The sequence below is a fragment of the Candidatus Methylomirabilota bacterium genome, from assembly GCA_003104975.1.
In the GTDB taxonomy this organism is placed as follows: Bacteria; Methylomirabilota; Methylomirabilia; order Methylomirabilales; family Methylomirabilaceae; genus Methylomirabilis.
Genome location: PQAM01000008.1, coordinates 125,766 through 145,576 on the forward strand (window position 1 = coordinate 125,766; position 19,811 = coordinate 145,576).

The 19,811-nt window shown below is 62.5% G+C and carries 19 protein-coding genes, 1 tRNA gene and 2 pseudogenes; 7 read left to right on the forward strand and 15 right to left on the reverse strand.

Annotated features, from left to right (window positions below; genetic code table 11):
* Nucleotides 1–119 precede the first annotated feature (119 nt).
* The 5 genes and pseudogenes from C3F12_04280 to C3F12_04300 form a co-directional block, all read right to left on the reverse strand.
* Nucleotides 120–530, reverse strand: coding sequence for a toxin-antitoxin system HicB family antitoxin (locus C3F12_04280; GenBank protein PWB47204.1), 411 nt, complete (start codon nucleotides 528–530; stop codon nucleotides 120–122).
* Nucleotides 527–763, reverse strand: coding sequence for a hypothetical protein (locus C3F12_04285; protein ID PWB47205.1), 237 nt, complete (start codon nucleotides 761–763; stop codon nucleotides 527–529). Before C3F12_04285 ends, C3F12_04280 begins: the two co-directional genes overlap by 4 nt.
* Before the next feature lie 124 nt (nucleotides 764–887).
* Nucleotides 888–1,127: pseudogene (locus C3F12_04290) on the reverse strand (hypothetical protein).
* A gap of 117 nt (nucleotides 1,128–1,244) precedes the next feature.
* Nucleotides 1,245–1,463: a type II toxin-antitoxin system HicB family antitoxin gene (locus C3F12_04295; protein PWB47206.1), complete on the reverse strand. Its 219-nt coding sequence runs from the start codon at nucleotides 1,461–1,463 to the stop codon at nucleotides 1,245–1,247.
* Between the two features lie 66 nt (nucleotides 1,464–1,529).
* Nucleotides 1,530–1,928: a transcriptional regulator gene (locus C3F12_04300; GenBank protein PWB47207.1), complete on the reverse strand. Its 399-nt coding sequence runs from the start codon at nucleotides 1,926–1,928 to the stop codon at nucleotides 1,530–1,532.
* A gap of 696 nt (nucleotides 1,929–2,624) precedes the next feature.
* Between C3F12_04300 and C3F12_04305 the strand changes: the two genes are divergently transcribed.
* The 7 genes from C3F12_04305 to C3F12_04335 all read left to right on the forward strand — a co-directional run bounded on the left by C3F12_04305 (nucleotide 2,625) and on the right by C3F12_04335 (nucleotide 9,265).
* Nucleotides 2,625–2,975 carry an FmdB family transcriptional regulator gene (locus tag C3F12_04305; GenBank protein PWB47208.1) on the forward strand — a complete coding sequence of 117 codons (351 nt, stop codon included), beginning with the start codon at nucleotides 2,625–2,627 and terminating at the stop codon, nucleotides 2,973–2,975.
* A gap of 119 nt (nucleotides 2,976–3,094) precedes the next feature.
* A complete protein-coding gene (locus tag C3F12_04310; protein PWB47209.1) occupies nucleotides 3,095–4,234 on the forward strand; it encodes an aminotransferase in 1,140 nt (379 codons plus the stop codon).
* A gap of 10 nt (nucleotides 4,235–4,244) precedes the next feature.
* Complete coding sequence (locus C3F12_04315) at nucleotides 4,245–5,825, forward strand: phosphoglycerate dehydrogenase (GenBank protein ID PWB47210.1); 1,581 nt, start codon at nucleotides 4,245–4,247, stop codon at nucleotides 5,823–5,825.
* Between the two features lie 115 nt (nucleotides 5,826–5,940).
* Nucleotides 5,941–7,245: an ATP phosphoribosyltransferase regulatory subunit gene (gene hisZ, locus C3F12_04320; protein ID PWB47211.1), complete on the forward strand. Its 1,305-nt coding sequence runs from the start codon at nucleotides 5,941–5,943 to the stop codon at nucleotides 7,243–7,245.
* Nucleotides 7,233–8,543: an adenylosuccinate synthase gene (locus C3F12_04325; GenBank protein PWB47587.1), complete on the forward strand. Its 1,311-nt coding sequence runs from the start codon at nucleotides 7,233–7,235 to the stop codon at nucleotides 8,541–8,543. Before hisZ ends, C3F12_04325 begins: the two co-directional genes overlap by 13 nt.
* A gap of 41 nt (nucleotides 8,544–8,584) precedes the next feature.
* Nucleotides 8,585–8,660 (forward strand) — tRNA-Lys (locus C3F12_04330).
* Between the two features lie 233 nt (nucleotides 8,661–8,893).
* Nucleotides 8,894–9,265: a hypothetical protein gene (locus C3F12_04335; GenBank protein ID PWB47212.1), complete on the forward strand. Its 372-nt coding sequence runs from the start codon at nucleotides 8,894–8,896 to the stop codon at nucleotides 9,263–9,265.
* 174 nt (nucleotides 9,266–9,439) lie between these two features.
* On the opposite strand, the pseudogene C3F12_04340 reads toward C3F12_04335, so the two are convergent.
* The 10 genes and pseudogenes from C3F12_04340 to C3F12_04385 all read right to left on the reverse strand — a co-directional run bounded on the left by C3F12_04340 (nucleotide 9,440) and on the right by C3F12_04385 (nucleotide 19,491).
* Nucleotides 9,440–9,871: pseudogene (locus C3F12_04340) on the reverse strand (hypothetical protein).
* A 40-nt stretch (nucleotides 9,872–9,911) separates the two neighbouring features.
* Nucleotides 9,912–10,220, reverse strand: coding sequence for a hypothetical protein (locus C3F12_04345; protein ID PWB47213.1), 309 nt, complete (start codon nucleotides 10,218–10,220; stop codon nucleotides 9,912–9,914).
* A gap of 608 nt (nucleotides 10,221–10,828) precedes the next feature.
* Nucleotides 10,829–11,374 carry a hypothetical protein gene (locus tag C3F12_04350; GenBank protein ID PWB47214.1) on the reverse strand — a complete coding sequence of 182 codons (546 nt, stop codon included), beginning with the start codon at nucleotides 11,372–11,374 and terminating at the stop codon, nucleotides 10,829–10,831.
* On the reverse strand, nucleotides 11,371–12,096 hold the full coding sequence (locus C3F12_04355) for a hypothetical protein (GenBank protein ID PWB47215.1): 726 nt from the start codon (nucleotides 12,094–12,096) through the stop codon (nucleotides 11,371–11,373). Before C3F12_04355 ends, C3F12_04350 begins: the two co-directional genes overlap by 4 nt.
* A 218-nt stretch (nucleotides 12,097–12,314) precedes the next feature.
* Entirely contained in the window at nucleotides 12,315–14,159 is a 1,845-nt protein-coding gene (locus C3F12_04360; GenBank protein PWB47216.1) for a hypothetical protein, read from the reverse strand.
* A 344-nt stretch (nucleotides 14,160–14,503) separates the two neighbouring features.
* A complete protein-coding gene (locus C3F12_04365; GenBank protein ID PWB47217.1) occupies nucleotides 14,504–16,363 on the reverse strand; it encodes a hypothetical protein in 1,860 nt (619 codons plus the stop codon).
* Nucleotides 16,360–17,520, reverse strand: coding sequence for a hypothetical protein (locus C3F12_04370; protein ID PWB47218.1), 1,161 nt, complete (start codon nucleotides 17,518–17,520; stop codon nucleotides 16,360–16,362). The genes C3F12_04365 and C3F12_04370 overlap by 4 nt, the downstream gene beginning before the upstream one ends.
* On the reverse strand, nucleotides 17,517–17,702 hold the full coding sequence (locus C3F12_04375; GenBank protein ID PWB47219.1) for a hypothetical protein: 186 nt from the start codon (nucleotides 17,700–17,702) through the stop codon (nucleotides 17,517–17,519). The genes C3F12_04370 and C3F12_04375 overlap by 4 nt, the downstream gene beginning before the upstream one ends.
* 31 nt (nucleotides 17,703–17,733) lie before the next feature.
* Nucleotides 17,734–18,306, reverse strand: a complete 573-nt coding sequence (locus C3F12_04380) for a hypothetical protein (protein PWB47220.1) — start codon at nucleotides 18,304–18,306, stop codon at nucleotides 17,734–17,736.
* Between the two features lie 429 nt (nucleotides 18,307–18,735).
* Complete coding sequence (locus C3F12_04385) at nucleotides 18,736–19,491, reverse strand: hypothetical protein (GenBank protein PWB47221.1); 756 nt, start codon at nucleotides 19,489–19,491, stop codon at nucleotides 18,736–18,738.
* Between the last annotated feature and the right edge of the window lie 320 nt (nucleotides 19,492–19,811).

A 19,811-nucleotide genomic window follows, 5' to 3' on the forward strand; every position in this document is an offset into this window, starting at 1 on the left:
CAGCATGAGCACAGGGCATCAGATGATCTTCTGTTACACGAGAGGGCGAGGGGCGGCGGCCGGTGAGCCTATGAGCCGATCATGCTCCATGCCATGAGATAGGCATTTACTGACCTGTACTAACCGGCGCGAACCGCTCTCGCGCGCGCCTGGGATGAGCGCGCAGTTAGACGACGGGGTGTGACTTGGCGACGTCCAAGACCTTGAGATACAAGCGACACGACGAGTGTGTTCAGTGAGACGCCCTCGGTCTCGGCCTGCGCAATCAGTTGCGCGTGCAGCGAACGCGGTACGCGTTGGACAAAACGCCCGCTCGCGGCAGAGAAGGGGCTGGGAATCTTGTCCCCGAATTCGCGCGCGACTGCCAGCCAGGACGCCAGGGCGTCACGCCCATTCTTGATGGCCTCCTCCGGTGTGGCGCCATCGGACCGGCAGCCCGGGAGGTCTGGAAAAAGAATGGCGTAGCCGCCCCCTTCGTCCTTCGAGAGAGGGTGGATCTCAAATGGGTACTCGATCACGGACTTTTTCATTCGGCAACACCTTCCTCAATCAAACGCACGAACTTCTTCACGTAAACGGGCTTGATCGGTCGTCGGGCTGGCACGCTGAGCATTGCTCCATTCGGATGACGAAAGATCACGTGACTGCCGCGGGGCTGACGATGGGCAAGCCCAAGCGCGTGCGCGACCGATTTGAGACTCTCGATTCGCCAATCGCGAGGATTGGCCTTCATTTGCTCGAGAATCTTGGCGGCCGTGGTCACAATAAAATGATACTACAGGTGACACTATACCGCAACGTACAATTCGGCAGGAACAATCGGTCGGCCAGGTGGTCGGCCTGTAATTCGAATCGCAAGTGGTCGGCAGTCAGGTGTGGAAGTCTAGTCAGGCAACGTTGAGCATCTTGTTGGCGTAGTCTTTCCCACTGGTGACGGGGGGCAGCGGCTTGCCGTCCTGCCTGTACAGCTCTATCGTTTCGTCCACAATCTCGCACAACTTGGCGAACACCGCTTACTCGTCGGTCCCGTGACAGCCTCCATACAACAGCCCCGGACAACTCCCAACAAAGCATTGATCTTCATCCGACCATTCGACGATTTTGACGTACCGAGCGCTCGCTTTCATCGTTGAGACTCCTTAATAGTCGTCTTCACAGGCGCATTGAGAACGCGTAGGGACGGCGCAGCAGCCCCGAGCGATACTGCACCAACTCGTCTAGCGATTTCGCCAGGGGCTGTCCGGTTACGCCACCTGATAGATCGCCGGTCGAAAGGATGGTTTGGGGATGGGCTTCTTGGCTGCTCGTGCCGCCTTGAGCCAAGCTGCTTTCGTCTTCAGGACTTCCGCCAGCGCTTCGTTCGGGGTTTCGCCAAACGCAGAGCAGAACTTCAAGTCGGGGATATCAGCGATATAGCCGCCGTCTTCATCACTGTAGAAGATGTTGATGTGGTAATCCTTCATGCGTGTTCTCCCAGTGTCAGATTATACCTCCGAACGCGGCGTTGAGCGACGCCAAAGGCGTGTAGTTCAGATGAACACGGCGGGTGACACCTGAAACCGCTTTGCCAAAAGACGAATCTGGCGAATATTCAATTCCCGCTTGCCGTTCAGGATTTCGGACACGACCCCCTGAGAGCCGATCTCTGACAAGTCCGATTGGTTCAATCCATGCTCTTCTATGAAAAACCGAAGTATCTCAGCGCCAGTACATTCAGGCATCGGATGATGCGTTTCCTCGTACACGTGGATCAACGTGCCCAGCGTATCCAACAGACCAAACAGGGGATGGCGCTCGTTATCACCGATTTCATCCAGTAATTCATTGAGCCGTTTGATCGCTGGGTCGTATTCGCGCTCATTGCGAATCGTAAGGATGGGGCGGATATTGGCCCAATGACTTTGGAGGTCTTTCGTGAGAGTGCTCATTGCTTCCAGCTTCCTTATACTCCTGCCAGGCCGCAGCCCCTCCCGGATTTCGACCCCCCGAGGGCTTCCGTTGACGTAGAGGGATTCCGTGCGTGGAACCCATTGGCCTAGTGCTCCCTTGCGATTGTGGATAATGACGATGTCGCTTGGAACACCGCCAGTCTTAGACAGTGGAGCGCCAGTTTCTTGATGACGTCCCGTAACGTTGTGTCGGTTGGTTATCAAGTGCGGCCCGCGTGTTGGGGTGTTCACAACAAACGCGGTACCCGTCGACAAAGGTTGTCCGTTGAATTGCATCTCAATCAGAAGAGACTGAACGGACGGCTTCGCTATCGTGGCCATGATGAAACCTAACTGTGATTAGACAGGTCTGCCTATTCCGGCTCGTGACTTATGTAACAAACGCGGTAATTGTCCTGCCTTTGCAAGGAGTTGTCAAGGTTGGACGGGACACAGGGCCTCCGCACCCAGAGGGTATCGGGGGGCGAGGGGAAAAACAAATCAAAACGGTGAGATTGCTTCGCTGCGCTCGCAATGACGCAACCCGCGCGAAGCGGGCGGGGCTTGACAGGGGTGGGGCGATTTGATAACAGCTTACGGCAGACGGTGGGGCGGAGGTGAAATCCGCCCCTACGGAACGCCATCGCTGGCGATGCTGGGTGGTGATGAGTGTGAAGGGAAAGATAGGGGTGCGCGATGCCGATTTATGAATATGCCTGCAACGGGTGCCGGAAGCGGGTGAGTCTGCTGGTCCGGAATATCAATAATCCCGAGACGCCTGCGTGTCCCCGCTGCGGGGGTCAGGAGCTGACGCGGCTGCTGTCGCGGTTTGCGGTGGTTAAGTCCGAGGAGAGTCGCTTTGAGCGGATGGCCGATCCCGGCAATTTCGGCGATCTGGACGAAAACGATCCGAAGAGTATCGCCCGCTGGGCCAAGCGGATGGGGAAGGAGATGGGCGAGGATGTCGGCGAGGACTTTGATGAGATGATGGACCAGGCGATGGAGGAGGAGGGCGCCGCCGGGGGAGGGGCGGAGGCGGAGGAGTAGGCGGCTGCGTGCCCGGCTGTCCCGAACCGGGTTTCACCTTGACAGTCGCGCGCCGTATTGGCTATAGTCGGCACGGATTCACGGGACGTATTGGCTTTCCTACAATAGTAGAGGTAATAATGAAAAAGCGACATCTGTTGGCACCCGGCCCGACCCCGGTCTTTCCGGATGCCCTGCTGGCGATGGCCAGGCCGATCCTGTACCATCGTGGTCCGGAGTACGAGGTCCTGCTGGGTCGAGTCCGAGAGGGGCTGAGGTATCTCTTTCAGACCAAGAACGAGGTATTGCTGTTCACCTCATCGGGTACCGGCGGGATGGAGGGCGCAGTGATCAATACGCTCTCGCCCGGCGACCGGGCCCTGGTCATCCGAAGTGGAAAGTTCGGCGAGCGCTGGGGGGAGATCTGCGAGGCCTACGGCCTGCAGCCGCAGTATATCGATGTGGAGTGGGGGAGGGCGGTCGAGCCCGACACGGTAGCCGCGGCCCTCGCCGCCGATCCGGCCATCAAGGCGGTCTTTGCCACCCACACCGAGAGCTCAACGGGGGTCCTGCACGACATCGAGGCCATCGCCCGGATCGTCGGAAAGACACCCGCTATCCTGGTCGTCGACGCCATCATGAGCTTGGGGGTGGCGGACCTGCCGATGGATGCCTGGGGGGTGGATATCGTCGTGGGCGGCTCCCAGAAGGGGCTGATGATCCCGCCCGGCCTCGCCTTTTGCGCCGTCTCCGAGAAGGCGTGGGCGATGGTGCGACAATCCCGCCTGCCGAAGTTCTATTTCAACTTCCAGGCGGAGCGAAAGAGTCTGGAGAAGAACCAGAACACCTTCACCCCGGCGGTCTCACTGGTCATGGCGCTTCACGAGTCCCTGGCGGCCATCAGGACGGAGGGCCTGACGGCGCTCTTCGCGCGACACGACCGGCTTGCGCGCGCGACCCGCGCCGGCGTCAGGGCGCTGGGGCTTGAACTGTTCGCCGACCCGCCCACCCCGGCGCTGACCGCGGTGGCCGCCCCGCAGGGTATCGAGGCCGGCGCTATCGTGAAGACGCTTCGGAACGTCCACGGCATCACCATTTCCGGGGGGCAGGCACAGCTTAAGGGGAAGATCTTCCGCCTTGCCCACCTGGGGTATGCCGACGAATCCGACGTCGTCCTCTGCCTGGCGGCGCTGGAACGGACCCTTTCCGATCTCGGCTATCCGGTCAAGTTGGGCGAGGGGGTGCGGGCAGCCCAAGAGGTGCTGGCTCAGGCCGGTTAAGAGAACACAGATGCGGATTCTTGTCAGTGATGGGCTCTCGCCGCGCGGCATTGAGGTGCTGCGCCAGGCTGAGGGGTTCGAGGTCGACGAACGGCGCAAGTTGAGCCCCGAGGCGCTGCAGGAGTGCATCGACAACTACGATGCCCTGATCGTCCGGAGCGCCACCAAGGTCACGGCGCCGATCCTGCGGGCCGCGCACCGGCTCAAGGCGGTCGGGAGGGCGGGCGTCGGGGTCGACAATATCGACGTCGAGGCGGCGACGGCTCGCGGCGTCCTGGTGATGAACGCCCCGAGCGGCAATACCCTGGCCACGGCTGAGCACGCCTTTTCCCTCCTGCTGTCCCTCGCCAAGAATATCCCGCAGGCCACCGCCTCGATGAAGGATGGCCGGTGGGAGAAGGGCGCGTTCCTCAGCGTCGAGTTGGGCGGTAAGACATTGGGGATCATCGGCCTGGGACGAATCGGCAGCGAGGTGGCCCGACGCGCCAAGGGGTTCGCCATGCGCGTCATCGTCTCGGATCCCTTTGTCTCTGAGGAGACCGCAACCGCGCTGGGGGTCGAGTTGGTGGAGCTTCCGGATCTGTATCAGCGATCCGATTTCATCACGATCCACACCCCTATCACCCCGGAGACCTACCATCTCATCGATCGCGAGGCTATCGCGCAGATGAAGACGGGGGTACGGATCGTCAACTGCGCGAGGGGCGGGATCGTCGACGAAGACGCCCTGCATGAGGCGATGAAGGCGGGCAAGGTAGCGGGAGCGGCCTTTGACGTCTTTGAACAGGAGCCGACCACCAGTAGCCCCTTACTGACGCTCAACAACTTCATCTGCACCCCGCACATCGGCGCGGCCAGCGAGGAGGCACAGGAGAACGTCGCCGTCGAGATCGCCCAGCAGATCGTCGAGTACCTCCAGAAGGGGTTGATCAGAAACGCGGTAAACGCGCCATCGATCGACCCCGGGCTGTACAAGATGCTTCAGCCGTATCTCACCCTCTCCGAGAAGCTGGGCCGCCTGGCCTCTCAGCTTGCCGAGGGGGGAATCCGGCAGATCCGGATCGATTACCGCGGAGAAATCGGGGGCTACGACCCGGCGCCGTTGACGGCGTCGGTGGTCAAGGGCGCGCTTGATCCGTTTCTGGGCGACGAGGTGAACTACGTCAACGCCTTGGCCATTGCGAAAGGGCGCGGCATCCGACTCATTGAAAGCAAGGTGCTCGAGGAGGCCGACTACACAAGCCTCATCACCGTCTCGATCAAGGGCGACCGCGGCACAAGCGAGGTGGCGGGGACGCTCTTCAGCCGTCGGGAGCCCAGGGTCGTTCGGATTAACGAATTCCGGCTGGAAGCGATCCCGGAAGGGTATCTGCTGATCTTTTCCAACCTGGATGTCCCTGGCGTGATCGGGACGATCGGCACCCTGCTCGGAAAGAACCGGGTCAACATCGCCGGCATGCAGTTGGGGCGTGAGCAGCCGGGCGGTCGGGCCGTATCGGTGGTGAATGTGGACAACCCGGTGCCCGCCCATGTCATCGATGAAATCCGACGGCTCCCTAATATCGTCTTTGTGAAGCTGGTGAAGGCCTGAGTGCAGCGATCAGCTGCCAGCCGTCAGTGTGGTAGGGGCAGGGCTTGCCCTGCCCATCGAGGACGCAGCAAGCGGCGCCCCTACGGTGCCGCTGAAAGCTGAGCGCTGACTTCCCATGGAATACTCTTCAAAGACCGCGATTCCGAAGGGCGTTCGAGTCTTCCCGCCGGAGGAGGTTGCGTTACGCCGTTGGGCTGAGCGCCGCATTCTGACGGTCTTTGAACGATGGGGATTCCAAGAGGTTATCACCCCGACGTTTGAATACCTGGAGGTCTTCTCGGGCGAGCCGGACCGGGAGGGCGGCGACAAGGTCGTCAAGTTTGTCGATCGGCAGACCGGTCGCCTGCTCGCGTTACGATACGACCCGACCCCTCAGGTGGCGCGTCTCGCGGCGACCACGCTTCGACACCGTCCCCTTCCGTTACGTCTCTCGTACGTGACCACGATCTTCCGCGATGAGGCCCCCCAGGCGGGTCGACAGCGCGAGTGTGTCCAGCTTGGCGTGGAACTGATCGGACTGGAGCGGCCGGAGGCCGATGCCGAGATGGTGGCGATGGCGGTGGAGGGCTGCCGCGCGCTCGGCCTGCAACGCTTTCAGATCGATGTCGGCCAGATCGAATATGTGCGCGGACTCGTCGATGCCCTGGGGCTGACAGCCGATCGACGCCGGCCGCTGGTTTCGGCCATCGACAGGAAGGACACCGTCGAGATCGAGCTGCTGCTGCGGGATCTGGACGCGGACGAGAGGTCGAAGCGGGCGGTATTGGAGCTGCCGATGCTCTATGGAGGTAAGGAGGTCCTGGCGCGCGCGCGGGACCTGGCGCCCAACCGGCGGTCGCAAGAGGCGCTCGGCAACCTGACCCAGGTCTATGAGGTGCTGGAGCAGTACGGCCTGGCGGATCAGGTGATCATCGATCTCGGCGAGGCGAGGGCGTTTGAGTATCACACCGGCGTGACCTTTGCGGCCTTTGCGCAGGGCTTGGGCTCCGAGATTTCACGCGGCGGCCGGTATGACGATCTGATCGGTGGGTTCGGCTACCCCTGCCCCGCCACCGGGTTTGCCTTCGATCTGGATCAGGTCATGGAGGCGATCACGACCGAGAACCGGCCTTCCCCTGCGACCGGCCGGAGATTCCTGATCATCGACTTCAATCCCGATAAGCGGCAGGCCCTGCGGATTGCCCGGCTGCTGCGGGAACAGGGCTACACGGCGGCACGAGACATCATCACGCGGGATCTGGAGGGCTCATTTGAGTATGCGGTAGCGTCCGGGATCGGGCGGGCGATCGTATTGGGCTTACCTGATCTGCCTCACGATGAGTTGCTCATCAAGGATATCGACTCGGGAACCGAGCAGCGGGTCCCGGTCGAACAGTTGTGCAGCCGGATCGAACGTGGAGATCAGCAATGGCTAACGTAATCGTTGTCGGGACGCAGTGGGGCGACGAAGGGAAGGGGAAGATCGTTGATCTCCTCTCGGAGTATTTCGACGCGGTGGCCCGGTATCAGGGTGGGACCAATGCGGGCCACACGGTTGTGGTAGGGGAGGAGAAGATTGTCCTGCATCTGGTCCCGTCGGGCGTCCTGAGGAAGGGGAGGGTCTGCATCCTGGGGAACGGCGTGGTGATCGATCTGACCGCGCTGATTCAGGAGATGGATCAACTGAGCACGCTGCACGTCAAGATCGAGGAGAATTTCTTCATCAGCAAGAACGCCCATCTGGTGCTCCCCTACCATAGGATCCTGGACGCCGAACAGGAGCGGCTCCGCGAGGGCCGGCAGATCGGAACGACCAGGCGCGGGATCGGGCCGGCCTATGTCGATAAGATGGCGAGGTCAGGGATCCGGGTGGGTGATCTGACCGACCAGAAACTGTTCCGGGGCCGACTCCGCACCAACCTTGAGGAGAAACGGGCCCAGTTCCCTCACCATCAGGAACTGCAGGAGTTGGATCACGAAAAGATGGCGGCGGAGCAACTCGAACAGTTCGAGCGCGTGCGCGGCTTTGTGACGGATACCTCCCTCGTAATTCACGACCTGATCAAAACCGGCAAGCGTGTCCTGTTCGAGGGGGCGCAGGGGACCCTGCTGGATGTCGATCTTGGCACCTACCCCTACGTCACCTCGTCGAGCGCGACGGCCGGAGGCGCCTGCATCGGGACCGGGGTGAGCCCGTTGGTCATCGACGGCGTCCTCGGCGTGACCAAGGCCTACACGACGCGTGTCGGCGAGGGGCCGATGCCGACGGAGCTGACGGACGGCATCGGTCAGATGCTGCAAACGCGCGGACAGGAGTTCGGGGCCACGACGGGGCGTCCGAGGCGTTGCGGCTGGTTCGACGCCATGGCCGTCCGGTACAGCGCCCGGATCAACGGTCTCTCCGCCCTCGCCCTCATGAAGCTGGACGTCCTGGATGCCTGCGAGTCGGTCCGGATCTGCACGGGCTACCGGTGGGGCGGCGAGACCCTGCGGGAATTTCCGAACGAAATCGGCGTGCTGCAGGCGTGCGAACCGATCTATGAAGAGGTGCCGGGTTGGAATGAGAGCATTGCCGGCATCACCTCATACAAATATCTACCGGCCAGGTGCCGGGCCTATATCGAACGGATTGAGGGGCTGACCGGGGTCCGGGTCGGGCTCATCTCGACGGGGCCGCGACGCGACCAGACAATCCTTCGCTCGATACCGGCCTTGCGACAGTGGGGGCTTCTGCGCTAAACTTTCCGCTGGTTCGCTGCATCTCCAGCGCGCCGCACGACGACCCGTTAGCTCAGTCGGCAGAGCTCCTGCCTTTTAAGCAGGGAGTCCCGGGTTCGAGTCCCGGACGGGTCACCAATCTTTTCAATCACTTCCAACGCATCAATTGAGTGAACGTCTCGCGTGGTTGCGCGGGGGTTGCGGATTGTTGCGGTGTCGAGGCGGTCTACCGCGGCCTTATTTGCGCCGGGAATCAGATGGCCGTAGGTGTCTACGGTCAACTGGATCGACGCATGGCCGAGCTGGTCTTTCACGTAGGCGATGCTCTCTCCATTCTGGAGAAGCAGGCTCGCGAATGTATGGCGCAGTAGGTGGGGGTGGATCTGTCGGAGCCCGGCTTCTTGACAGCATGGGTGGACCAGCCGTCGGCGCACATTGCTTTCTTGGAGACGGCCGCCAACCGCGTTTCGGAAAATCGGCTCTTGGGGGTCGAGTTCGCGGCCCTGGATAGCGAGTTCTGTTCGGCGGCTTTCCTTGGCGTCCCGCAGGGCATTCCGAAGTTGGAGCGACATGTCGACGCGCCGAACGCGACGACTCTTCGTGAGGATGAGACGACCCCGATTCCACTGGCGGCGCACTTCGATAAATCGGCCTTGGAAGTCCAGGTCGCCCCACTGAAGCCCCATCAGTTCACCGAGTCGAAGCCCCGTTCGAACCGCCGTGAGGAGAAACAGGTAGAATGAGGGCGCAACTTCCTGCAAGCGTTGGCCTGCACGTCGTAGATCAATCGCCTCCGCACCATCAAGCAGACACTGAACCTCTTCAGCGGTCAATGGAATGAATTTAACGGCGGGGGCCGTCTTATCACTGAGGAAGCGTCCCATGCGGGCCGCGGGGTTGATCAACTTCGCTCCGTGGTCGATGGCGTGATTGTAAATCGCCCGGATGGCGTTAACGCACCATTTGATCGTGCCCTTTGCTAAGCCTTGGTCGATCATCGCATTGATGACATCTTCGACATCGTCCCGCGTGACGTCGTCGAATGGCTTTGGTCCAAGAAGCGCATAGGCGTGGGTGCGGAGGTAGTAGCGGTAGCCCGCGTACGTCGCCGGGGCGCAGTGTCGGCGGGCATAGCGGTCAAGCCAATTTTCAGCGGTTTGTTCGAATGTCCGGGATGCCGTCCGCTGAGGCTGGTCGATCTGGAAGTCACCCAAGGCGAGCCGTGCCCGGATCTTTTCCGCCACGAGCTCAGCAGTTTTTCGGTCGCCGATCGCCTTGGCCTTGCGTCGGCCCCCCACATTGATAAAGATGTACCACTTTCCATGCCAAAATCGAACTTTTACGCCCATTGTGTCTCCTTACTGAGTGGGTGATTGTACTACGCATCGCTCACGCCTTCAACTCCCGGAGAATGTGATTGGCAAAGGCGTCAACGACATCAATGGCCGTTGGGCTTCGCCGAAAAAAATAGCCGTGGAGCCACTCATCAATTTGGTCTCGGCGAAATAGTAGCTTCCCTCCACACTTGTAATGCGGGAGGGGCCGATAGGGATGGCGAACCCACTTCCGGAGGGTTCGAACTGATAGCCGAGTGTAGCTCGCCGCCTCTTGCAGGGTGAGATAAGAATCGTCGCGCAGATCGGAAAGATCCGACTGGCTCGTTTTTTGCCGCGATGGGAGAAGCGCCCGAAGGGACATCCGCTCAGAACTCCTCAAGGTGTGTTCGAGTTCGCATTCGAGCTATCCTGCCGGAACATACAGGGTGGTGCCACGTCGAATGGGGCTGCGGTGTTGGCAATCGATGACACATAGCATCGTTTAACAATGAGTCTGAAGCACCGTTCGCAGGTAATTCCTGATTAGTGCGCGCCTCGTGGCTCCTGCATGCGCTCACCAACTCGGGTACCCAAGAAAACTGAAGGCTTGCGTTACCAGGCCAACCGTCAGATCTCGACTTGCCAGTTTGCTATTGTCTCCTGGCTATCTTCGTTTTGTACAGCCACCTTGTCTATTACACGTTCACGCTGCCCCTCGAAATTTTTCAGGAGAAAATTACGACACGCCGCCAAACGGATCATGAAAGTTGCTGGAGCGCGCGGTGCCCTTTAGGGTTGGTCGGGTGCGGTCTCTATGGTATCTGAAAACGTGGGGCCGGTTGTTGTGCCCAACGTCTCGGAAGCGAACTGTGAGGCAACACCGCATGGGGCAGTAGTGATGCCAGTAGACCCTGGCACAAGGTAAGACCCAGTACCACTTCATGTAAGCACCGCCTCCAGCTAACTCTCGATCAAGACTCACTTCGTAGCTCAATTCGCGAACTTACATTCGTTGGCAGGTGGTTGTGACGATACGTCCCTCTTTTTTCTGCGGGGGCGTCCGCTGACGCGTGTGGACAGCCCTTGCACCGTTGCGCGGGGCAGCCGACTGCGTTGCCCCGCCAGAAATTGGTCGACTGCGATGCGATCGGCCGCAGGCAGCTGCGGGAGCAGCCGGTTGAGGTCGTGGCGGGTCTCGAACTCCGTATAGCCCGGCTCCTCAACGGTCGCGCCTGCTACGAGCTCAGGCCAGCCCATGTCCCTAGTCCCTGGCCGCCCAACACCATAGCGCTCCTGCACGAGGAACCGGATGGCCTGTGCGATATAGGTTTTCGGGTGAGTCGGTACCACCCCGCTCTTCGCGATCCGCAGCAGGGCCCCGTGGAGCAGGTCGACGCCTTCCCCGCGGGGATCCAGGGTGCGCCACACTCCACCGACCCACACGCGGGAGGGGATGAGGGTCAGGAGCACATTATACGGGCACTGGCACAGGATGGATTCCAGGATCGCGGCGTGGGAGGGCGTAAGATCAGTCATGGCCGGCTCCCGTGCCGGACACTTGCGAAGGGGAGAAAATACGAGCGCCCCAGCTCCTCTTTGAGGGGAGGGAGCACGGGGCGTAAGGTGATGGGAAGAACTAATGGGTTGAGGCTGGGAGGGTCACCACCTCCGTCACCGTCTGCACCGCCGTCCCTGCTGCCTCTCGAAGCCGCCGATCGACGGCCAGGGGTACGGCGATGGGTACGGGAGCGAACGCCGAGACGACTCTGGCGAACCCGGATGAGGCACCTGATTGTGCGGCCGAACGACCATCGGGGACGTTCGTGCCATAGGCGGATGTCCCTGACGAGCCAACGAGCCTCCTCTGCGGGGAGCACCAGCCAGGGGACCCAGCTTAACCACCTCTCGACAAACTGCAACCCTCGCTCTGCATGGTACGGCGAGCTGGTCCGCCACAAAAAGCCCACGACCGCCGGGGCTAAGACCGATGCTATCGCGGCAAGCGACGACAGCGGCACGCTGCCAACGGCCACCGCGAGACCGAGCGTCGCAAGCATGCATACCAAGGCGATAAACTCGCTATCGACGCGATTCATCCGGCGTCGTGACAGCAGGAACTCGCTCGGCACTGTGGCCAGGGCCATACTTGGGCCCACGGATGCCAGGAGTACGGCACCCCGTAGGAAGATGGCTGGATTCATGAATGCCAAGCCAGCGAGTGCAATGTTACACGTGAGACGGAGGTGCCGCATCATCATCCCTGTAGACGTGACAATAACCGTTGCAGCGTGAACGAGGATTGCAGGTCAGCGATTAGTCGCAGGCCGATGCGCCATCGCGCGCCATCGGTGATCGAAGTCGAACTCGCAAAACTAGTGGAGTAAATCATATTGCCTCCCATCGAGTCAAGGTCTTTTTTCGATATGTTCGATATGTTGTGACCGGCATGAGGTATTGGGTGTAAAAAACTCGAACCTCACCACTCAGCCAGCATCGCATTGTCCTCGGTACCGTCGCCGCGCGGCCGCTTCCCTCCTCTCTTCCGAGCCCGGTGAGCCGCTTGCCAACAGTAGTGGTGGACGTCTCTGGCGGTAAACGGCTTACCGCAGCTCCTGATGAATCCCCGGCGGTTCAGTTCCGCCGCGATCGCGGCGGGGCGCCATCCCTGGGTCCTGAGTTCCAGGGCGACGAGCGCCCCCTTTTTGGGGCGGGCCACGCAATGGGTGCTCGTGGCACCACCCACCCAGGCGATCTCCACCGTAACGTCACGGGCCGAGACCGCGACTAGGCGGATCCGCTGCACGAACAGGCGCAGCAACTCTCGCCGGTCCTGGGGCGTGGTCGTCGGAGCCGACCAGAGACCGGGCAGGTCCTGTGCCTCGCGGCAAATGGCGCTCACCTCCTCGGGGGTGAGGGTCAGCGGTGGGCTGAGGCCCTCCTCCCGGTGCCGCAACTCGATCTCCTCACGGCGTTGCAGCGCCTGCTCGTAGTGCCGCTCTAGGGTCGCGGCCAGGCGCCGGTTCGCCGGGTCGACGCACGTGTACCGCCGCTTGGCGAGGTTGACCGCATCGTCGGCATCCTCGAGTTCCTGTGCCCGTCGCCGGCACGCCGCCTCGTACTGCTGGTTGAGCTCCCGCCCTGCCGCGAGAACCGCCGTGAAGTCCGCGGGCTGCAGACGCCCCAGGAGTGCCGCGGCCATAGCCCGGTCCAAGGTCCGACCATCGATACTCCAACAGCGTGGCTCGCCATGTTGCTGGTAGGCTGCCAAACAGGCGTATCGGATCTCCTCGTTCCCGCGGACCAAGTTCCGTAATCGGGTGTACATCGGGCGATTGCACCGCCCGCACCACAGCAGGCCGTGACAGAGCGCCGTCCCCCGGCCAACCGGCTGCGTGGTGGGGACGCGGTTTCCCCGCAGCCGCTCCTGGTTGGCCCGCCACTCCGCTGGCGTGATGTAGCCTTCGTGGTGTGGGACCATAATCCACTCGGATTGCGGGGTCCAGCGTACACGCCCGTCAGGATCCCCTGGAATGACCTGCCGCCGGCCCAACGTGTAGTAGCCGGCGTAGGCTGGGTGTCGGAGCATCATGTGGAGGCGGGCCATGCACGGCCGTACCCAGCGCAGTTCTCCCGCGCTGGTCCGGACGGGGAGCATCGCCTTCGCCCGGACCAACGCCCGCAGGACTTGGGGGACGGAACCCAGTTGCCGGAAGAGCCCTAACACCTGCTCGATCGCTTGCTGGACGGCGTGATCGGGGTCTTTCACCCACTGGCCTTTCGTGCTCACCACAAAGCCACCCGGCGGCCGGCTTACGGCGTGTCCCAGCCGCGCCTTCGCGTATTTGCTGGCGACCAAGGTGCGAGTGCGGAGGTCGTTTTCGTACGCCGCGACTCCTGCCTGTAGCCGCGCCAGGAGCCGGCTGGCCGGGTCATTGAGGTCAAGGACGTTGCCCTCGACGACGAGCAGCGTGCGATGGAGGCGGCAGAGGGCCACCAGCGTTTCGAAGTCGCGCGGGGCCCTGGTGAGGCGGGCGGTGTTGGCGCAAAAGACGGCACCGACGTGGCCGGCGGCCACTCTGGTGAGGAGTCGCTGGAAGGCGACGCGACCGTCCGTGCGCGTACCGCTCTGGCCGAGGTCTTCGTACGCTTCGACCTGATCGGCTCCCCATCCCCAGTGGAACGCATAGGCCTGCTGATCCCGCTGATGCGCGATGCTGCCTGTGCTGTCGCGCGCCTGCGGTCCGGTGGAGACGCGGATATAGGTCGCGGCAGGTCGGCCGAGATGATCTTGCGTGATCTGAGGGGGGCGTTGGGTCATCATGTGGCTTCTCCTATCGGTTCAGAGATAGTGCCTGGTCGCGGGAGAGTGCGCCGTCTTGGGCCCCTGCCGCGAACCAGGCCGGGGTTGCAGGCTCATTGGATATGGCGCGGGTATGGGCGCGATTTGTGAGGCCAACACTGACCGCGCCTGCGCCCCTTACTGGGTCGCTAACGTCATCAAGCTCGGCGCGAGCGGGCGCGCTTGTGCCTCGCGCACCCCACCAGGCCGTCGGATTCGCTCGCGACGCCGCGCCTCGGCAGCAGGGCCGACGGACCCCGTCCACGGACCACGGGTGTGCGCGTTGGCCGGCCTGGCCAACGGGACGCTGGGATCTCGGTGTACGGTTACGGTGCACACGCAGTCTTCTGTCCTGGCGCGTTGCTCTCGGCGGCAGCAGCCCGTGCGTGCTTCCCCCGTCCCCGCGCGGCGCGTTGGGTCGCATACGTGCAGAGCCGGTAGACGTGCTGGTTGGTAAAGGGCTCACCGGTGCCCGTCCTGAAGCCTCGTCGGGTTAGCTCGGCCGCGATCATCGCTGGGCGCCATCCCTGGGTCCTCAGTTCATGGGCGACGAGCGCCGCTTTGCGGGGGCGTGGGATGCGGTGGGCGGTCACCTCCCCGCCCACCCAGAGGATCTCGACGGTAAACTCGCTGGCCGAGAGGGCGGTCAGGCGGATCCGCTGCACGAACAGGCGCAGCAACTCCTTTTGGTCGTGGGGGGTGGTCGTCGGGGCCGACCAGAGGCCGGGCAGATCCCGTGCGTCGCGACAGATGGCACTCACCTCCTCTGGGGTCAGGGTAAGCGGCGGGGCGAGGAACTCCTGCCGCTGGTGGAATCGGACCTCCTCCAACCGTCGGAGCGCCTGCTCGTACGCCTGTTCTAGGGTCGCGACCAAGCGTCGGTTCTCGGGGACAACGTACTCGTAGCGCCGCTTGGCGAGATCGGCCTGGTACTCGGCGTCTGCTAGGTCGTGCGCTCGCCGACGCTGCGCCGCTTCATAGTCCTGATTGACCTCCCGCCCTGCCGCGAAGACTGCCGCGAGGTCCGCGGGCTGCAAGTGGCGGAGCAGTTCCTGCGCGACGAGCGAGTCGAGGGCCCCGCCGGGGATCACCCAACAGATCGGGTCGGCGTACTCGGCGTAGGCCGCCACGCAGGCGTACCGGATTCTGATCTCTCTGCCGACGCGGAGCCGGTAGTAGGTGACGCGCATGCGGCGGTTGCATCGCCCGCACCACAGCAGGCCCTGACAGAGCGCCGTCCCCCGGCCAACCGGCTGCGTGGCGGGAAAGCGGTTTCCCTGAAGCCGCTCCTGGTTGGCCCGCCACTCCGCCGGCGTGATATAGCCCTCATGGTGCGGGACCATGATCCACTCCGACGGCGGGACCGACCGCGTGGCCCCCCGGCGGCCACCCGTGACGGCCCGCCGCTGACCGAAGGCATAGAAGCCGGCGTACGCCGGGTTTTTAAGGATCAGGTGCAGGCGGGAGATATTGGGACGCACCCAACGCGGCTCCCCCGTGCCGGTCCGGATGGGGAGCATCGCCTTAGCCCGGGCCAACGCCCGCAGGACCTGGGGGGCGGAACCCAGTTGCCGGAAGAGCCGAAACACCTGCTCGATCGCCTGCTGGACGGCCTGATCGGCATCTTTCGCCCACTGGCCTTTCGTTGTCACCACATAGCCCGTCGGCGGCAAGCTCACGGCGTGTCCCAGCCGCGCCTTCGCGTATTTGCCGTCGACCGAGTTCTTGATACGGAGGGAGTTCTCGTAGTCGGCCACCCCTCCCTCGATTCGCGCCATGAGTCGGCTGGCCGGGTCATTGAGATCTAGGACGCGGCCCTCGATGACGAGTAACGTTTGCCGGAATCGACACAGTGCGACTAGCGCCTCGAAGTCCTGGACGGCGCGGCTAAGGCGTGCGGCGTTCGCGACCAATACGGCACCGACTCGCCCATCGCTCACTAATTTTAGAAGCTCCTGAAACGCCGTGCGGTTGTCAGCGCGTGTGCCGCTCCGTCCCAGGTCCTCGTGGTGCCGGATCTGGTCCGCGCGCCACCCCCAGGCGAGGGCATGGGCCTGCTGGTTGCGCTGATGCTCGATGCTACCCGTACTGTCGCGCGCCTGCCGCGGAGTGGAGACGCGGCCATAGACGACGGCGACCTTGGCGAGGTGAACCGGGGTGATCTGGGGTGGACGTGGCTCCGTCATAGCTCACCTCCCGGGCCGTCCTGCTGGAGCTCGAGCGTCCCGTCGAGCACGAGTAGCGTGCGCTGGAGGTGACAGAGAGCGACCAGTTCTTCGAGGGCCAGTGGGGCTCTGCTCAAGCGGGCGGCGTCGAGGCAGAAGATCGCGCCGATCTGCCCGCCCCGCACCCGCGTCAGGAGCCGCTGGAACGCCGGGCGGTTGTCGGCGCGTGTGCCGCTTCGCCCGAGGTCCTCGTAGAGCTGGATCTGGTCCGCGCTCCACCCCCAAGCGAGGGCATAAAGCCGCTGGTTGCGCTGGGACTCGATGCTGCCGGTGCTCTCGTGCGCCTGCGGTTTGGTGGCGACGCGGACATAGATGGCGGCGACCTCGGCGAGGTGAACCGGGGTGATCTGGGGTGGACGTTGTTTACTCATGTGCCTGCTCCTTTTGTTGAAGGTACCGCCGGACCGCCAGACGGGCAAGCAGCATAGCCACCCGCTGCGGATCCGGTACTGGGTGAGGGATGTCTGGACTCGGTGTTGGGCCGTACGCTCTCTCCAGGCCCTGGTCCGGTTGCTGCGGCTGGGCGAGGGGTACTTGCTCAGGCGGCGGGTCTGCGACGAGTTTCGATCGTGAATGGTGGGGCGTGGCATCCATAGCATGCATCCTGTCAGCCCATGTCGATGTACGGACAACATGCATGCTTTCGTACAGTGGAGGCCTGCCCGGAGCGCTTCAGCCGCGTAGTGGAGGCCGATCACAGAACCCACGACGCGCGAGAGGGGAATCCCCACATGGGTGGGGTATGATGCCTGTCCACGGCAATTGCCGTGCTGCATGGCACGGGTTGACTGGAGCGCCACCAAGGTCGGGGTCCCCACCTCGGCCGAACGCTTCGGAGACAGGGTACGAGCAAGAGCTGAGTACTGGAACCCCTGGGATGCCGCATGACCGATCCTGCAGGTGCCACCACCAGGTGCTGCGCGATCATTCGACGCCACGACACGCCCCATCCCAACCTGCATCATGGGTGTCCCGACACAGAATGGGAGTGGCCGCTCTCCCGCGATCTTGCCGTTGGAGAGGATCACTGCTGCTCGTCGATTCCGCCTCATCTCTTTCGTCCTTCTGTGCGCTACATCCTCTGGAAGTTCAGTAGGTACAATCCCCCACGACGTCATGGGGCCCGCTCTTTCCCGACCAGCGGGTCGCTGCCGCCGATCAGGTCCTGCTGGTCCCCCGGCGGTTGCAGGCGTTGAGTCTTCACGCGCTGCACCCAGTGCGCGAAGGCCCGGAGGACATCAGGACTGATGCGGCATACAGCGTCGCTTTGGGCATCGGACTCATCCGGTTTGGGGACCACGGGGGACACAGTGAGGCTGTCAGGAGGGGTATCAGTTGGCATGAGGCATCGCCTGCCGACAGAGAGGATAGGAGCAGAACCAACCTGGTAGCTCAGCCGCGGGGAGCAGCGGGGTAGCCGGGCCGTGTGAGAGGGGTTGCCCAACTAGATCCGGTGGGCCGTCCCCATTCGCGCCGCCGGAAGAGGCCCTCCCGGTACGCCGGCCCTTACCTCTTCGGGATCGATGGCCTGGCCGGAAGCGTTGTGGGCTCCAGTGGCGCCGGGTGATGCAGAGAGCAATCCTACGCCACCGTGCGCCCATCCTCGCGATCACGCGCATACGCCTCGATCCGCGATCCACGCGGTGCCGCCAGCACTGCGCTCTAGCCATATACCTGCGCCCGAACTGCTGGTCCACGAGTCCCAGGAGGACAGCCAAGAGCCGCGTGAGAAGGCCGTATCCCGAGCGGCACCACAGGCTCCACGCCAGCGTCAAGAAGGCGAGCATCCAAAGATATAGGCCCTGAACCGTCGCGTCCACGCCTTCGTACAGCGCGAGTGCGATGAAGAGGCTATGTGCGATGCAGACTTCCTGATCGGTCGCGTCTCGATTCCAGTTGACCATGCGTAGCTCCTGGCGGATCAGCGGAGAGATCAGTGAACACATCGATTCCTCCACCCATCCTTGGGGTCCCGACTGGGACCATCGTTGTCCTTCTTGGATGAGAGCGCCACGCCTGTCTCTCCTTGACGACGTAGCCGGGCTGTGAACGCCGGACCCGGGGGACGCGGATGCCCTTCTGTATATATAGAGGCAGCAGCGAGACCAATTTTCAGAAAAATCTTCGATTTTGAGAAAGAAGGGCGCAAGATATGCGCCTCAGTCGTGGAGCGTACAATCGGGAGGTAACAAACAGATGATCCTTCGCGCCGTTAATGGACCGGCGAATCGGCCGATTCTACAGATCAATCCAGAGAGCCCATTTCCTGCCTTTCTTCGCCATGGTGCGAATCGAGGCCTTCTGTGCGCTGGTGCAGCTTCTTCAGAGTCCGGTCAGTTCCCAAGTAGATGAAGCGGTGGGTGCCCGAACGGCAACGGGTGCTGGACCTCGTCCGCTTGCTTCCGAAGCAACTCCTCAAGGAGGCACAGCTCCTGGGGCGTCCGGATCGACTCCCAGGTGATATCCCTGAGCAGGAAGACCTCGACATACGCGGTCTCTCGCCCGGGATACTGATTCTGTAGCCATCCCAGTGCCACGCCGATCCGTTGATAACGGAGGCCGGCATTCATGGTGGGGAAGTGGCTTTCCTCAACCTGCCAGTCGTAGATCCGGATGGCGCCGGTCAAGCGGTCTTCTCCCAACCTGGCAATCACCCCCGGGAAGAGCAACTCCCCGCCCGTACCATCCGGAATCTGCCACTCAAAAGGCAGCATGTGGGTGAGTAATTGCTCCCGGTACTGCAGTCGCGGCAGGACCCGTTCTACGAGGGTCTCGATGCACCGAGTGCCCCGCTCCTCTGCAACGGCCAGAAGGGGCAGTGGGTATCGAGGACCGGGTAAGGCCTCAATCCCCGCCCAGAAGTGCTGCAGGAAGGCGTGGATGTACTGATCGGTCGCTTGGAGATTCCCGTCTGCTTCTGCCGTCGCGATCACCGTCGCGGCCACCGTAGCGACTGCGCGTTGGACCTGATTGGTGAGGACAGTTGGATCCGGCCCAGTGCCGGGAATCCGCTGCAGACAGGCCCACCGAGTGCATGTCCGCAGATCGCCGGGTTCGGGGAGATGAATCGTGCGTGTAGGATTAGCCATAGCAAAGCTCCTTTCGTGAGAGAGGTGACGCGCTGGGGCCGCTTAGTGGCACCCACAGCCTGGTTGGCGGCCCAACGGGGGTGTTTGTACGTGTAATCGTTTTCGATCCCGTCGAGCCGAGGGTGACTTGTATCGTGATGTGACGCTCTATTCACTGACAGGCAGAAAGAGCCTATTATGGACGGCGTGATTGAGTAGAAAAGGTCAGTAGTGCGGCCTGGCGGGGCTCATCGGTAGTCTGCTGCTGATTCCCTGAGCGGGAGGGACGGCTCGAAGCCTACAAGTAGTGTCAGTTGATCTGACTCCTACCAAGAGGGGTG

What these genes read in the sequence shown, in the direction of transcription:
- C3F12_04280 (PWB47204.1), bottom strand. Translation starts at nt 530, where the DNA reads ATGAAAAAGTCCGTGATCGAGTACCCATTTGAGATCCACCCTCTCTCG.
- C3F12_04295 (PWB47206.1), bottom strand. Translation starts at nt 1,463, where the DNA reads ATGAAGGATTACCACATCAACATCTTCTACAGTGATGAAGACGGCGGC.
- C3F12_04300 (PWB47207.1), bottom strand. Translation starts at nt 1,928, where the DNA reads ATGAGCACTCTCACGAAAGACCTCCAAAGTCATTGGGCCAATATCCGC.
- C3F12_04305 (PWB47208.1), top strand. Translation starts at nt 2,625, where the DNA reads ATGCCGATTTATGAATATGCCTGCAACGGGTGCCGGAAGCGGGTGAGT.
- C3F12_04310 (PWB47209.1), top strand. Translation starts at nt 3,095, where the DNA reads ATGAAAAAGCGACATCTGTTGGCACCCGGCCCGACCCCGGTCTTTCCG.
- C3F12_04315 (PWB47210.1), top strand. Translation starts at nt 4,245, where the DNA reads ATGCGGATTCTTGTCAGTGATGGGCTCTCGCCGCGCGGCATTGAGGTG.
- hisZ (PWB47211.1), top strand. Translation starts at nt 5,941, where the DNA reads ATGGAATACTCTTCAAAGACCGCGATTCCGAAGGGCGTTCGAGTCTTC.
- C3F12_04325 (PWB47587.1), top strand. Translation starts at nt 7,233, where the DNA reads ATGGCTAACGTAATCGTTGTCGGGACGCAGTGGGGCGACGAAGGGAAG.
- C3F12_04345 (PWB47213.1), bottom strand. Translation starts at nt 10,220, where the DNA reads ATGTCCCTTCGGGCGCTTCTCCCATCGCGGCAAAAAACGAGCCAGTCG.
- C3F12_04350 (PWB47214.1), bottom strand. Translation starts at nt 11,374, where the DNA reads ATGACTGATCTTACGCCCTCCCACGCCGCGATCCTGGAATCCATCCTG.
- C3F12_04355 (PWB47215.1), bottom strand. Translation starts at nt 12,096, where the DNA reads ATGATGATGCGGCACCTCCGTCTCACGTGTAACATTGCACTCGCTGGC.
- C3F12_04360 (PWB47216.1), bottom strand. Translation starts at nt 14,159, where the DNA reads ATGATGACCCAACGCCCCCCTCAGATCACGCAAGATCATCTCGGCCGA.
- C3F12_04365 (PWB47217.1), bottom strand. Translation starts at nt 16,363, where the DNA reads ATGACGGAGCCACGTCCACCCCAGATCACCCCGGTTCACCTCGCCAAG.
- C3F12_04370 (PWB47218.1), bottom strand. Translation starts at nt 17,520, where the DNA reads ATGACGTCGTGGGGGATTGTACCTACTGAACTTCCAGAGGATGTAGCG.
- C3F12_04380 (PWB47220.1), bottom strand. Translation starts at nt 18,306, where the DNA reads ATGGTCAACTGGAATCGAGACGCGACCGATCAGGAAGTCTGCATCGCA.
- C3F12_04385 (PWB47221.1), bottom strand. Translation starts at nt 19,491, where the DNA reads ATGGCTAATCCTACACGCACGATTCATCTCCCCGAACCCGGCGATCTG.